The 13,114-nt window shown below is 42.3% G+C and carries 13 protein-coding genes; 6 read left to right on the forward strand and 7 right to left on the reverse strand.

Going from position 1 to position 13,114, the window contains the following annotated elements; translation table 11 throughout:
* A complete protein-coding gene (queF, locus tag ACRRSY_RS07180; protein WP_432464682.1) occupies positions 1–867 on the reverse strand; it encodes an NADPH-dependent 7-cyano-7-deazaguanine reductase QueF in 867 nt (288 codons plus the stop codon).
* A gap of 60 nt (positions 868–927) precedes the next feature.
* On the opposite strand from queF, the gene syd reads away from it, so the two are divergent.
* Complete coding sequence (gene syd / locus ACRRSY_RS07185; protein ID WP_432464685.1) at positions 928–1,470, forward strand: SecY-interacting protein; 543 nt, start codon at positions 928–930, stop codon at positions 1,468–1,470.
* Here the strand turns inward: syd and ACRRSY_RS07190 are convergent.
* Genes ACRRSY_RS07190 through ACRRSY_RS07200 form a run of 3 tightly spaced genes read right to left on the reverse strand, consistent with a single transcriptional unit; the run spans position 1,467 to position 3,587 of the window.
* Positions 1,467–2,240 carry a Zn-ribbon-containing protein gene (locus ACRRSY_RS07190; RefSeq protein ID WP_432453865.1) on the reverse strand — a complete coding sequence of 258 codons (774 nt, stop codon included), beginning with the start codon at positions 2,238–2,240 and terminating at the stop codon, positions 1,467–1,469. The genes syd and ACRRSY_RS07190 overlap by 4 nt on opposite strands.
* Before the next feature lies 1 nt (position 2,241).
* Entirely contained in the window at positions 2,242–2,532 is a 291-nt protein-coding gene (locus tag ACRRSY_RS07195; RefSeq protein ID WP_432453864.1) for a hypothetical protein, read from the reverse strand.
* Between the two features lie 11 nt (positions 2,533–2,543).
* A complete protein-coding gene (locus ACRRSY_RS07200; protein WP_432458997.1) occupies positions 2,544–3,587 on the reverse strand; it encodes a DUF3549 family protein in 1,044 nt (347 codons plus the stop codon).
* A 160-nt stretch (positions 3,588–3,747) separates the two neighbouring features.
* Between ACRRSY_RS07200 and ACRRSY_RS07205 the strand changes: the two genes are divergently transcribed.
* The 4 genes from ACRRSY_RS07205 (at position 3,748) to ACRRSY_RS07220 (ending at position 7,590) form a co-directional block, all read left to right on the forward strand.
* A complete protein-coding gene (locus ACRRSY_RS07205; RefSeq protein WP_432458998.1) occupies positions 3,748–4,065 on the forward strand; it encodes a YqcC family protein in 318 nt (105 codons plus the stop codon).
* Positions 4,058–4,819 carry a tRNA pseudouridine(65) synthase TruC gene (gene truC / locus ACRRSY_RS07210; protein ID WP_432464686.1) on the forward strand — a complete coding sequence of 254 codons (762 nt, stop codon included), beginning with the start codon at positions 4,058–4,060 and terminating at the stop codon, positions 4,817–4,819. The genes ACRRSY_RS07205 and truC overlap by 8 nt, the downstream gene beginning before the upstream one ends.
* Positions 4,820–5,225: 406 nt before the next feature.
* Entirely contained in the window at positions 5,226–6,503 is a 1,278-nt protein-coding gene (locus ACRRSY_RS07215) for a maltoporin (RefSeq protein ID WP_432464687.1), read from the forward strand.
* 106 nt (positions 6,504–6,609) lie between these two features.
* Positions 6,610–7,590 (forward strand): MalM family protein, encoded by a 981-nt coding sequence (locus ACRRSY_RS07220; protein WP_432464689.1) that lies wholly within the window; start codon positions 6,610–6,612, stop codon positions 7,588–7,590.
* Positions 7,591–7,724: 134 nt separating this feature from the next.
* Here the strand turns inward: ACRRSY_RS07220 and lamB are convergent, their stop codons facing one another.
* Complete coding sequence (lamB, locus tag ACRRSY_RS07225) at positions 7,725–9,005, reverse strand: maltoporin LamB (protein ID WP_432464690.1); 1,281 nt, start codon at positions 9,003–9,005, stop codon at positions 7,725–7,727.
* A gap of 537 nt (positions 9,006–9,542) precedes the next feature.
* On the opposite strand from lamB, the gene ptsG reads away from it, so the two are divergent.
* A complete protein-coding gene (ptsG, locus tag ACRRSY_RS07230) occupies positions 9,543–10,973 on the forward strand; it encodes a PTS glucose transporter subunit IIBC (RefSeq protein WP_432453857.1) in 1,431 nt (476 codons plus the stop codon).
* Between the two features lie 498 nt (positions 10,974–11,471).
* Here the strand turns inward: ptsG and ACRRSY_RS07235 are convergent, their stop codons facing one another.
* Complete coding sequence (locus tag ACRRSY_RS07235) at positions 11,472–11,849, reverse strand: DUF3461 family protein (protein WP_432453856.1); 378 nt, start codon at positions 11,847–11,849, stop codon at positions 11,472–11,474.
* 192 nt (positions 11,850–12,041) lie between these two features.
* On the reverse strand, positions 12,042–13,079 hold the full coding sequence (gene dapD, locus ACRRSY_RS07240; protein ID WP_432464691.1) for a 2,3,4,5-tetrahydropyridine-2,6-dicarboxylate N-succinyltransferase: 1,038 nt from the start codon (positions 13,077–13,079) through the stop codon (positions 12,042–12,044).
* Positions 13,080–13,114 lie beyond the last annotated feature (35 nt).

Below are 13,114 nucleotides of genomic sequence, written 5' to 3' on the forward strand. Positions count from 1 at the left end.
TTACTGGCGAATTAAGCGCCAATTTCCTAGTTTTGTGCTTGCTAGGGGATCATCGCTGCGCATTGGATTAATATCTAAGCCGCCACGCCGCGTATATCTGGCATAGACTGTGAGCGTCTTGGGCTGGCAATAATGTTTTAGGTCGGTGAAAATTCTTTCAACACATTGCTCATGAAATTCATTATGTTGGCGGAATGAGACTAGATATTTTAATAAGGCTTGCTGATTGATTTTAGGCCCTTGGTAATCGATATATAAACTTGCCCAATCTGGTTGATTGGTTACCAAACAGTTAGACTTGAGCAAGTGGCTGTTAAGTGATTCATGTACGATAAGATTAGGATCTGCGGCACCTTCAAGTAAAGAAGGATCGAGTTGATAACTTAAAATTTTAATATCATCTTGCTGGTCGATATTTAGACCCGGTATCGTGCGAGTGTCGAAGGTGCTATCAATGTTGCTCAGTGTTACTTCTACTTCACCTTCGGCGCATTGCGCTAGATCGCGTCTTAGTACTTTTTCAACGGCAGAAAAGTTGGCAAAGTGGCTCTGGTTAAAGCTATTGAGATATAACTTGAATGATTTTGATTCGATCAAACATCGAGAGCTAGCCATTATTTTCACTTCAGCGACGGCTACGGTTGGAAGTCCATTCTCATTTAGCCACGAGAGTTCGTAGAGGTTCCATAAGTCATATCCCGAAAAGGGCAGTGTTTGCGCTTCTACAATATTTAATTGTTGACGATTTAATTGGCGTGGTACGCCTTGTAACAGTTGCGGTGAATAATGACTAATGTAGTCGGTCGGTTTACCGAGACTTAATCGCTCTTTTAGCTGTTCAGTGGTGTTTACAGGCTGTTTTGTCATGGTTTTATTCGATCGAATTGGTTAGGCTTAGTTTATCTTAAATCGAAACGAAACACATCAATGAGCAGTACGATATCCTCACCACTGGCCTCTATTTATGCGAAGTTTGAACAGCAATGGCAAAATTCGAGCTACCCTAAACTCGATTATGATGAACAATGGCTTTCACCATGTATTCTAAGCTCCCCTCAACAACAGCAAGTCGATTGGCACCCGGTTGTTCGGAAAATAGCTGCAGATTTTAGTGGTATCGAAACGGCTTTAGAATTGACACTACATCCAAGTATTAAATCTTTTTATGGCGATTATTATGCCTCAAGCCTGGTAGTTAATTTTCAAAATAATCGCATTGAATTAGTTCAACCGTGGAATGAGCAAGATTTCGAGCTATTGTTGGAAAATATGATAGGTCATTTACTCATGCAGCGTCGTTTAAAGCAGCCTCCAACGGTATTTATTGCGACAACTGATGACGAAATGCAAATCGTGAGTATTGATAATAATAGCGGTGAAGTGTTACTTGAGCAGTTAGGTAAGGGGGTTGAGCGCGTGCTGGCGAGCACGCTTGATGAGTTTTTAGAGCAATTGAGCTTAGCGGACTAAGATTTAAAATCCCAAGAGATATTCGATACCAAGCGGCAGCGTTCGCATTTAAAGTCTAAAATATCGTGTAGGTTTTCTGTTAATCGCCATGGCTGGTTGCAGCTGGGACAGTGACGTTGGCTTTCGGCTAATAAGCTGTCGCCGCCGACGCGATATAAATATAAGTAGGTCGGGGTCTTCGTTAAGTATTCTAGGCGCTTGCATAAATCTGAGCCGCGTTGAAATAAGCGGCTATGGGTACTACTTATTTCTTGTATAGCACTGAACTCCAATATACTGCCATTCATTTGCAATTGGTCGCAAGCAGACCAGTCTTCTTGCCATTTTATCAACTGTCGATGGTCACCATTTGCAACGGCAGGAAAGTGATAAAGAGGCATCGGTGTAAAGTGTTCTCCACAACGCAGCGGAGAACAGGTTTGTAAATAATTGGTATAGAGAATTTGCCACGAGGGGCTAAGGCAATTGTCGCTGTCATCGGCATTAATGTCGCGGCCTAATATTTTTACTTTGGGGCTGAGTAAACTTGCTTCGCTTAGGGCCTGTTTGGCGTGTTTGACCTGCTGACTCTGATAGTTTTCTTGTAGACTATCGACTTCTGGACAAAGCACTCGGACACTAAATACGGCATCTTTTAAGACTATTGGAAATTCTCGACCAATGATCTGACCGTTATAGCGCCAGCAATCAAGTAGTTGGTTAATTGCTTTTTCTGCTTGGCTAATGGTGGTATCAGCAAAGCATTCTAGCTCTATGATTGCGAGATACATCTTAGGATTTTGACTCAAGTTGATTAATACGAGTGACTAACAGCGCAAGCTGCGATTCTAAATGCGTGATACGCTGCTCCAATGATTGTCGCTCGCTTTTGTTAGTCGTTACGGGCTGCTCTATGGTGAGTTGCTTGATGATAGTCGGATCTCGTTTATAGGCATTCAATGCGGCGATAACGACTGGCATGGGTTGGCGAACACTGAGCCGAGCTTTAATCAGCGCTAAGCTGGGTTGCTTATTCTCGTCAATCAGGGATTTGATAGCTAATAGAACGATATTTTGTGACATCTTGATGGACCTTAGTGGCTGGTAGCAGGTTGGTAACTTCGCACTAACTGTTGAATCGCTGCTTGTAAATTGGTGCTGTTGTTGGGATCCCTCAATTGGGCGAGAACGAAGCTGCGTAACGAAGGAATAAACACCAGATCAGCAAAGATTTGCTGAAATAATTGGTCATCTTGTTGTGTTGCGAGAGCCTCAAGAAATATTCTGAGCTGGTGTGGCTGTTCTAAAACACGCCATAAGCGACCAGCAATGGCAATAAAGCTATGGATTGACTGGGCAGCTCCGAGCTGAGCGTTGAGGGCTTTGTTCACTATGCTGGGAACGGTACAACCCGCTAAGGCTCGAAGGTAAAGGCTCGCTAAATTCTCATCTCTTGTCAAAGTTAGAGTGTGCTGTTGTGCAATCACGTGACTGAGTTGTTGATCGATACTGGCGTGTTCCAGTAACTCTAGAGTTTTGTTTGCGACTTCCATTGGTAAGTGAGGGAAAGCCTTTGCCAGTAGTTTACTATTATCATCTCTATCGAGCCGAGCAACAATATCGGCGAGCCCCTGTAGAGCTAGCTGCGGCCATTTATCCCAAGCGGAGCCTTGTAAGTAGCCCCGTACTGACGGGTAATGTTTGGAAGGTGGCAGTGCGCAATGCTTTTTATAGAGCGCATTAAAATAAGCCAATTTTTCTTCAATCGGCTTAAAAATGTACTGGTTATTTGCTAAAGCTTGTTGTTGCTGTTGATTGGGTTGTTGGTCAAGCTGTTGCCCCAAGGCTTCAATCACCAATTGAATAAACTGGTCACGTGCCCCGAGTTGTATGAAACCTTGTTCATCAACCGGGAATTGTAAAAACCAGATATAGGGGGTATTGGCTTGCTGCTTTTGCCAGAAACATAAAGCAAATCGAGCTTGCTGTTGAATTGGCGCGGGGTAGGGTAAGTCATTAGTTTCAACTTTTTGGAAATCTTGATTATCAATCTGCTGAATTTGTCTGCCCATTTCATAGACGCGTAGTTCACTGCCGGAAAGCAACAGGATGTCACTTAGTGTGTTTGTATTATTCATAACTTAAGATTAGTTTTTGTTTTGAGTTGACGCTGTTGGCCTCAGTATCCACATTTATCTTCTTGAGAGCAATTATTGGGGAAGCTTTAGCTTATGCAGCGTTAAGCTGCCGTTCACCAGTAAGCAATGTTATAATCGCGGCTTTTAAGATTATCATTGTATGCGTTTTAAGATCAGAGAGCAGTTATTCGCCATTGAGCGCTGCTTAAAGAAAAATCAATGTTGGCAAGATTTACCGCCTCATCCCGATTTATTACAAAGCACTCAACCATTTTGTGTAGATACACTGAACTTAGAGCAGTGGCTACAGTTTATTTTGCTGCCTCGGCTGCATACTTTATTGGATGAAGGGCGCCCGCTGCCTCGCCGCATTGCTATCACGCCCTATGCCGAAGAGGCATTGAAACACTCTCCAAAGGACAATCGTGATTTGTTGTTGCTTTTGAGCCTATTTGATCAGAGTTTTAACGATGACTGAAAACCTAGATTTAAACACAGAGCTGGTTGAAGCGATCCCTTGTGAATTGACCGTGTTATATCAAGATGAGCACTATGTTGCGATATATAAACCAGCAGGCTTATTGGTTCATCGTAGTTGGATAGCTAAAGAAGCCACTCAATTTGCGCTGCAAATTTTACGCGATCAATTGGGTCATTATGTTTACCCGGTACACCGACTCGACCGTCCTACCTGTGGAGTTTTGGTGATGGCAACCTCTTCGGAGGCAGCAAAAAAATTGGCAGAGCAGTTCGCCAGTCACCGAGTATATAAAGAGTACTTAGCGGTGGTTAGAGGTTATGTGGAAGGCGAGCATCAGTTGGATTACCCATTAAAAGAAAAGCACGACAAGATGGTCGATGGAAGGGCCCAACAGGATAAACCAGCTCAGTCGGCCTTTACCTGTTATCGTGGTTTAGCTCAGGTCGAGTTACCTTACCCGAGTGGAAAATTTGCAACATCACGATATAGTTTGTTGAGTTTGAAACCTAGAACAGGAAGAAAGCACCAACTGCGTCGGCATATGCATCACCTGAGTCACCATATTATTGGTGACACCACCTATGGTGATGGGCGACATAATCGACTGTTTAAAAGCTTAGGGCACCCAGGGCTTTGGTTGATTTCTAAGCAAATTGGTTTTGTGCATCCTTATTCTGCTAAAGATATTCTGATAGAGAGTCCCCTTCCTGAGCGCTGGATTAAGCTATTTCAGCTGATGTCTTGGAATTAGTTCCATTATTATACGTGATATGCATCACAAAACGGAAAGCTTTTTTGAACCATGAAAGGGTTTTCATTGTCGCGTAATAAAATTACCACCTTTAGGGTTTTACTTTAACTTTTAGTTATAAATTTGGTTATTTGACTACTGAAAGGGTTTTCAATGTGCTTGAAAGCATTTTCAAGTGTTTTGTCGCTGACAGTCTTCAACGTGATCTAACGCAAGATTTATCGCTAAATACCTTGTTTTCAAGCCATTTTCATAAAAATTAAACTGTGATCCAGTTCAAGGTTGCGAGGGATCCTGCTCCCTATAATCCTCCTCAGTTAGCGGTTATAAGCACACTTACAAATGCGCCGTTAGCGCTTACCGTTCAAGGTAAGGGATAAGTATACAAAAGGAAAAGGATTAGATTATGAAACTGAAAACACTTGCTGTAGCAGTCGCTGCCGCAACAATTTCTTCAAGCGCCTTCGCAGTTGATTTTCACGGTTATATGCGCTCAGGTATTGGCCTTGGTGCCGATGGAGGCCAAAGCTGTTCTGTTAGCAAAACTTACGTTGGTCGTTTAGGTAATGAATGTGACACCTACGCAGAATTAATTCTAGGCCAAGAGCTATATAGTAAAGGCGGAGTTAAATTTGATTTTGGTAGCAATCTTGCTTATACATCTAACCAAAATAATGACTGGGAAGGGACGAAGACAGGTACCGGTAATAATGAGGATGGTGATACAGATATCGCCATTCGTGAAATGAACGTTGTTGCAAAAGGCGTTCTACCTTTCGCTCCTGACGCTTCTGTCTGGGCGGGTAAACGTTTCTATAAACGTAACGATATTCATATTCTTGACTTTTATTACTGGGATGTTTCAGGTCCAGGTGCAGGGATTGAAGATATCCCAGTGGGCCCTGGTAATCTGAGTTTTGCCTGGACTCGCAGTGATCGTCAAGAAGGCTTTGTAACTAAGGCAAGTCATGATAGCAACGGTGATTATGTAGAAGGTACAGGTTCTGCTCGTAACCAAAACTTGTTTGATGTTCGCTATACTGGCTTGTCGATCGGTGGTTCGAATACCCTTGACTTTGGTGTAACTTATGCTTACGTCAATAAGACTGAAGCGCAAGACGCAGAAAATAAGGGTGAAAAATCAGGTGTAATGTTAACCTCGCAGTTGACCACTGGTATTGCTGGCGGCTTTAACAAATTTGTGGTTCAGTATGGTACAGAAGGTTACGCACATGCCCTTCGTTACACTGGTGGTGGTAACTGGTATGGTTCTGAGAACAGTGGTCATGGTGGTAAGGCATATCGTGTAATTGATCATGGTGTGGTCACCTTTGGTAAGTCTGTAGATTTGGCTTACGCGGCTGTTTATGCTTCCTATGATCGCGATGATTTTGCCAGCAGCCATAATTACTGGAATGCAGTTGTGCGCCCAAGTTATAAATGGAGCGATTATCACAAAACTATTCTAGAGTATGGTTACTATGATGCCGATGATGATTCATGGGGTAAATCTAAAAACAGTAAGTTGACTTTAGCACAAGCGATCTCCGCGGGTCCTGGTTTCTGGGCTCGTCCTGAAATCCGCTTATTTGGTTCTTATGTGAAAGACCATGAAAATGATAGCTTAGCTAAAGGTAAAAACAACGAGTTTGAATACGGTGTACAAGTGGAAGCTTGGTGGTAAGGCTTAGCCGATACACTATAGTTCAAACAAACTGATATTTTATCTAGCCAGACCCTCAAAAACATATTATTTTGAGGGTCTTTTTGTTTATTTAAGGGAGTCTCTTGTGCGACATAATTGGTTTTGGATAGTAGTGGCCGCATTGGTCTTGAGTGCATGTTCCTCTAATAATGGACTTAAAGGATTGAATGTAAGTGGTGGTAGTGGTGACTATTACTATAGTCCTCAAGTTTCAAATCAACTTTTGGATTCTGCTGCTTTATGTTGCAATTCCTTAGCGGATATTGATTATAAAACTGTAGACTTTAATTATTTAGCTGATGAAGTGCTTGGGAAAGGGAGTCCTGCGTTTAATTTCGATAGTGGGAAAAGTTTTTTTCTAGCTTATAAAATTCCAAACAGTACCACAGACTTTCCAATTACGGTGTCGAGTTATATTCGTGAATCGTTATTTGCCCCAAAAGTCGTACTATTAAATAGTAATTTTGAAGTCACACGCGTGGTTCCTGGAAAGAATTTTATTTATAAACCAGCAAGAGGCTTTAGCCGCGACCGCTTGACCTCTAGTTTTTCGATCCGCCGAGCGGCTCTCCCGCAAGAAAAGGAAGAATACTTACTTATTTATACGACGGATGCCTTAAAAACGGGCAAAACTCAGATCACGCATCCAGCCAAGGTGGAGGCAGAAGCAAGAGGCAATGATATCCCTCAGATCCCTGATCCGATGCTTCCCAATGTAGCAACAGGTGTGGTTGAGGTTCAGTTTAATGTCGCAGAAAATTCGCTTAACTGGTTATCTGGACCTTTATTTAGTAGTTCCAGCTCAAATGCAACTCCCGCAGTGGCTGTTCAAGCGAATCAGAAAGCGGTTGTTAGTCAGTCTGCAGTTGGTGAGCCAGTTATTCGTGACCATCGCAGTAAGCGCCATTCTGGAATGTTGGCCGAAACCGAACTATTTTATAATCAGTTGATCCAAAAAATGGTGACTGACGGTCATATTGAAAAGGCCTTACAATTGGTTGAAGAAGCCGAATATGCTGGCTCTCAGACGGCTCGTGATACTTTTATTAAAGCAGTTAAAAATTAATAATATTCATTTATGTGGATATCGTGAGTGAGCCTAGCTCGGTTTATCGCAAAGAAACTTTTAATCTCGCTTATTGCTAAAGGCCACCGATATATGGTGGCCTTTATTTTGAGTGAGTAAAATTCCTGTTTAGCTTACCACCAGGCTTCCGCTTGTAGACCAAAAGTTAATTCATCTTTAGAGCTTGTGTCACGGGAGATCCGTTGATCAGACTTAGCGTAAGTGGCAAATGCACGTAACGCTGGGCGGGCAAATACACTTGGGCCTGCTTGCCATTGCTGCGCGAGTGTTACCTTCGCGAGTTTATTGTCTTGTTCACCGTTGGCTTTTGCCACATCTTGGAATTCAACGACGTCGTAACCCACGTCGAGGATAGTCGATAAGTGATTATTCCAGTTGTATTGTGGGCGAACACCAACCGTGAATAATGAAGATCCCTGTTGGTCGTCCTTATCGTAGTTCTCGTAGTTAACCACGTAAGTAAGGGCCAGATTCTGCTCAGAAAAGCTGAGCATACCGTGGTTCAGTATCCGGTAATAGCTGGCTTGGTTTGAGCTGGTTTCTTTATAGTTGAATCCGCTAAGTTGACCAAAAGCTCCAATTTTCGCCATTGCGTCCGTCGCATAGGTGATAGAGAGTTGATTAAAGCCACCAAAGAAGTTTTCTTGAGTATGTTCTGCAAGAATGAAGAGTCCACTGTTTTCAAAATTGTGGTTGGGCTGTTGACCTGCGAAGTCTTGACCTTGTTGGTCGCTGTATGCACCGTAAATTGTAGCAATACCTAAGTAACCATCTCGATTGGTTTGAATACCATCTAAACGTAAATCAATATTGTTACCTGAGTAATTTTCTAATCCTTCATCATTTACAATGGGTTGTTGTTTGTTGGTGAAATAAGCTTCTTCTGTATTGCGGATCCATGCGGCAGAAAGTTTTGCAAAACCAAGGTTTATATTTTCTATCCCTCCACCAGCTCCGGCATTTGCTAAGTAGTAGTAATCGATTTGATGCACGTCTCGACGTTGGTAATAACGTTTTCCGGCCCAGATGTTTGCACCAGCCAATGATTCGATCATATTTTCACCGGCAACATACATTTCGCGAGTCGCGGGGGCTTCAGCTTCCCAATCTTTTTCTTGGGCAACTGAATAAGCGAAGAGAGTATTCACCGACATCTTTTGGTTACCTTCTTCCCAAGCATTGGCTTTTAAACCTATTTCTGCATAGGTTTCACATTCGTTGCCTAAGCGGTGTTTGTAGGGCGATCCATCGGCTTGAAAGCACATTTGATCGCCTCCGGAACCAGTTGCACCAATGCCTGATCGCATATAACCGTGAAACTCAGGATTAATCGCAAAGGTTTGAGAGGATATTGTTACAGCTGCCAAAGCAAGAGATAGTGTTTTTAACTTCATTGAGTGGACCTTGTATTTTAAATAGTTAATGACGACGCGTCAGCATCCTGTGCTGAATTTTAGATCTATTGTAAAATAATATGTCGAAATACATTGTCTCAGTAGTTTGTAAATTTGTCTTGAGATCTTGCTCACACAAATAATATGAAAATCCTTTCAGTGCTGATAAATTCAAATTTTTTTGGTCATTTAATTTTTATTTTTTATTTAAAATAGATTTTTATATCAAAATTTGAGGTTTTTACTAGTGAGCTGTAGTGGCTTAGAACTCATTGATAATCGTACTTTGTTACCAAAAAAAGCTAATTTATCAACAAGGTATAAAGTCGTTACAAACTGTTACAAAATGAGGGCTTTAACTTGTTCTAAATCGCATTTTTTTGAAACGTATGCCCCTACACTTACGCCCAGAAATCGCGATAAACAATTTAGCGGTGACTTTGAAGTAAATATTTAATCTGGTAATAAGTTGGTCGTATCGTCAATTTATTACCAAGGCTATATTTTGTACAACAAACAGCCCTTTAGGAGCTTACTATGTTTAAAAATTTGTTTGCGCAAGCGCAAAAGGTAGGTAAAGCATTGATGCTACCCGTATCAGTGTTACCGGTTGCGGGTATTTTGCTAGGGGTTGGCGCAGCTGACTTTAGCTGGATGCCTCACATCATATCGCAACTCATGATGAATGCAGGTGATGCTGTATTCGGTAATATGGCGTTGCTATTCGCTGTGGGTGTTGCTCTTGGTTTTACCAATAACGATGGTGTTGCTGCGTTAGCATCTATTGTTGGCTTTTACATTATGTCCAAAACACTAACTGTTATGGCAGTGGTTATGGGCGTTGATTCTATTAATACAGGTGTGCTCGGCGGTATCCTATCAGGTGGCGTCGCAGCTTGGGCCTTTAACCGTTTCTTCCGACTCCAGCTTCCAGCGTATTTAGGCTTCTTTGCTGGTAAACGTAGTGTGCCGATTATCACTGGTTTCCTAACCATATTTTTAGGTGTTGCGCTTGCGTTTATTTGGCCTCCTATTGGAAATGGCATTGCGGTATTCTCTCATTGGGCGGCAGAACAAAACCCAACATTAGCCTTTGGCATTTACGGCATCGTTGAGCGTTCACTCATTCCATTCGGTCTTCACCATGTTTGGAACGTGCCATTTTTCTTCGAAGCGGGAACTTGTACGACAGCTTCCGGTGAGATTGCTCACGGTGTATTGACTTGTTACCTACAGGCCGATGAAGCGTCACGTGTCGCTGGTAACGGTTTTGGTCAGTTAGCGGGTGGCTACTTGTTCAAAATGTACGGTTTACCTGCAGCGGCTATTGCGATTTGGCATGCTGCTAAACCAGAGAACCGCGCTAAAGTTGGTGGTATTATGGTGTCTGCGGCATTGACATCATTTCTAACTGGTATCACCGAACCAATTGAGTTTGCATTCCTATTTGTTGCGCCATTGTTATATGCGATTCACGCGCTGTTAGCTGGTTTTGCTTTTGTTATTACTAATAGCTTAGGCATGGTTCATGGTACTTCTTTCTCACATGGTTTAATTGATTTCATCGTGTTATCAAGTAACGCTCAGAAACTTTGGTTATTCCCTGTTGTGGGTATCTGCTATGCAGCTCTTTACTATGTTGTATTCCGTGTTGTGATCGCTAAATTTGACCTGAAAACTCCGGGTCGTGAAGACGAAGACAGCGCTGAGATTGGCGTTATATCTGAAGATAAAATGTCTCAAAGTTTAGTGGATGCTTTTGGCGGTAAAGACAACATCGTTAGCTTAGATGCATGTATTACTCGCTTACGTATTCAAGTGAAATCGGTTGAGTCGGTTAATCAGCCGGCACTGAAATCCTTAGGTGCTGCTGGTGTGGTGATCGCGGGCCAAGGTGTTCAAGCCATTTTTGGTACTAAATCTGATAACCTAAAAACTGACATGGAAAGTTATTTAAAAACGGTATAAGTTTTTAAATATCTAGAAAAGGAGGCTTAGGCCTCCTTTTTATTTGATAATAAAAAGTACGCTTTGTTGGTGGTACGACCCTAACTTAAAAGACTAGGCTTCATTATGTGTTCGTCGGCTATGAATACCAGTGATCGCTATTAGATATCATCGGTTTATTCTTTAGTACTAGAGAAGTGAATTTAAGCTTGGTTGTAGACATGACGAATGGTGCAGCTCTGCTAATACCAATCTGATTCATGATATGAGCAACTAATTGTGCTGATAACGAGGCATGAAGTGCAGTCATGAGTAGCGCTAATTGTAAGATACATAACCTAGTTTGCGGTGATTTGGGCAGTAACAATGAACAGATAATGAGTTAGATTGGTATCAATCGATAAACTTGTTAATATTTTTATTTCAGCCTAAAATACAAAACGCCCGATAGAAGTGCATCGAGCGTTTATACTGAAATAAGTGCCAAGCGATAATATTAGGGGAGTTAATATTTATTGCTTAAAGTCTTTCTAACTTAGCTTCAATTTCAGCAATTTTGCTACTCACTACTTTTTCCAGATGTCGCAGCTCTGCCAGCACTTGCTGTTTGGTATCTTTTTCCTGTTGATCTCGGCGGGTGATTTTGTCTAATTCTTCAACAATAAAGCGCAGGTTGGTGTTGATTTCAGAGACATCTTTATAGGTACCACGTCCACCATCCACTAATACGGTTTTCTTTTGGCGAGGGTATTTAAACTTAACACTGCGTGTTAAAAAATCACCTTTTTCTTTATGGAAGTATATTTTTAGTGTGTCAGACATCGCTTCTTGGCGAAGGCTGTAACGCTCTATATCTGCTGGGTTGGTGATGCCAATACTTTTTAGATTGTCGTACATAGATTTTCCTTCATAACAAATCGCTAAACTGAAGACTGGAACAGCTGCCACCGCAACATACTGCAGAGCCTGTTATTAGCAGCATAGCGCATTAGGGATCAGAAGGAATCTGAAATAAGTGGTTTTTTGAATTTGATGATGAAATATTTAGATACAACCAAATGGCTGAGCGCCACTTGGTTGTATGATGGCTTAGTTATGGGCGTGCAGCGCTTCATTTAGCGCAATTGCTGTTTTATTGGTTAGGCACTCGATGGCACCACTGATACTATTACGGCGGAATAATAGGTCTGATTTACCTGCTAATTCACGGGCCTTAACGGTTCCAAGCGATTGTTTGTTTTCATCGATTAAGATGACTTTAGTTCCTGCTGTAATATATAGGCCTGATTCGATGGTACAGCGGTCACCCAAGGGGATACCTGTTCCGGCATTAGCACCAATTAGTGATTCTTCTCCTACCGCAATTACCATGTTACCGCCCCCAGAGAGGGTACCCATAGTTGAGCAACCACCACCAAGGTCGGAGCCTTTGCCAACAAATACACCAGCAGATATCCGCCCTTCAATCATGCTGGTGCCAGCGGTTCCCGCATTAAAGTTGCAGAAACCCTCATGCATGACGGTTGTGCCTTCACCAAGATAGGCTCCCAAGCGTACCCGAGAGGTCGCAGCGATACGTACCCCATTCGGCACAACGTAATCGGTCATTTTAGGGAACTTATCCACTGAACTAACTTGCAGTAACTCGCCTTTGGCTCGTGCTTCCAGTTGGCGAGCCGGTAGCTCGCTTAGGTCGATAGCGCCTTGGTTAGTCCATGCAACATTTGGCAATACCGCAAAGATACCACTTAAGTCAGTCCCATGTGGTTTGACTAAACGATGCGACAGTAAATGCAGTTTTAGATAGGCTTCTGGAGTGGACTCGGCTGCATTATCTTCCTCGAGTAAACACAATACACGAGGTTGTTGGCTACTGGCTAAAGCTTCTAAGGCACTCACTTGCGCGTTTAGCCCCAAGGATTTAGCATTGTTCAGTAGGCTAGTCATTGCTGCGTCATCAAGCTCTATTACTTGTTTTCCCGAGGTATAATTGAGCCCCTTGGTCAATTCACATACTTCTGCTTTGCTTGGGTGTAATACAGGGCTTGGGTAAAAAACTTCTAGCCATTGGCCATTTGCGTTTTTACTGCCAACACCAATGGCGTAACTAAAAAAGTCTTTAGACATGATTGTCTCCATTTATTGTTTGAGTCTGCATAAAC

It is taken from the genome of Agarivorans sp. QJM3NY_33 (assembly GCF_050870865.2).
Taxonomy (GTDB): Bacteria; Pseudomonadota; Gammaproteobacteria; order Enterobacterales; family Celerinatantimonadaceae; genus Agarivorans.

What these genes read in the sequence shown, in the direction of transcription:
- ACRRSY_RS07195 (WP_432453864.1), bottom strand. Translation starts at nt 2,532, where the DNA reads ATGTCACAAAATATCGTTCTATTAGCTATCAAATCCCTGATTGACGAG.
- ACRRSY_RS07205 (WP_432458998.1), top strand. Translation starts at nt 3,748, where the DNA reads ATGCGTTTTAAGATCAGAGAGCAGTTATTCGCCATTGAGCGCTGCTTA.
- ptsG (WP_432453857.1), top strand. Translation starts at nt 9,543, where the DNA reads ATGTTTAAAAATTTGTTTGCGCAAGCGCAAAAGGTAGGTAAAGCATTG.
- queF (WP_432464682.1), bottom strand. Translation starts at nt 867, where the DNA reads ATGACAAAACAGCCTGTAAACACCACTGAACAGCTAAAAGAGCGATTA.
- ACRRSY_RS07215 (WP_432464687.1), top strand. Translation starts at nt 5,226, where the DNA reads ATGAAACTGAAAACACTTGCTGTAGCAGTCGCTGCCGCAACAATTTCT.
- dapD (WP_432464691.1), bottom strand. Translation starts at nt 13,079, where the DNA reads ATGTCTAAAGACTTTTTTAGTTACGCCATTGGTGTTGGCAGTAAAAAC.
- syd (WP_432464685.1), top strand. Translation starts at nt 928, where the DNA reads ATGAGCAGTACGATATCCTCACCACTGGCCTCTATTTATGCGAAGTTT.
- ACRRSY_RS07235 (WP_432453856.1), bottom strand. Translation starts at nt 11,849, where the DNA reads ATGTACGACAATCTAAAAAGTATTGGCATCACCAACCCAGCAGATATA.
- ACRRSY_RS07190 (WP_432453865.1), bottom strand. Translation starts at nt 2,240, where the DNA reads ATGTATCTCGCAATCATAGAGCTAGAATGCTTTGCTGATACCACCATT.
- lamB (WP_432464690.1), bottom strand. Translation starts at nt 9,005, where the DNA reads ATGAAGTTAAAAACACTATCTCTTGCTTTGGCAGCTGTAACAATATCC.
- ACRRSY_RS07200 (WP_432458997.1), bottom strand. Translation starts at nt 3,587, where the DNA reads ATGAATAATACAAACACACTAAGTGACATCCTGTTGCTTTCCGGCAGT.
- truC (WP_432464686.1), top strand. Translation starts at nt 4,058, where the DNA reads ATGACTGAAAACCTAGATTTAAACACAGAGCTGGTTGAAGCGATCCCT.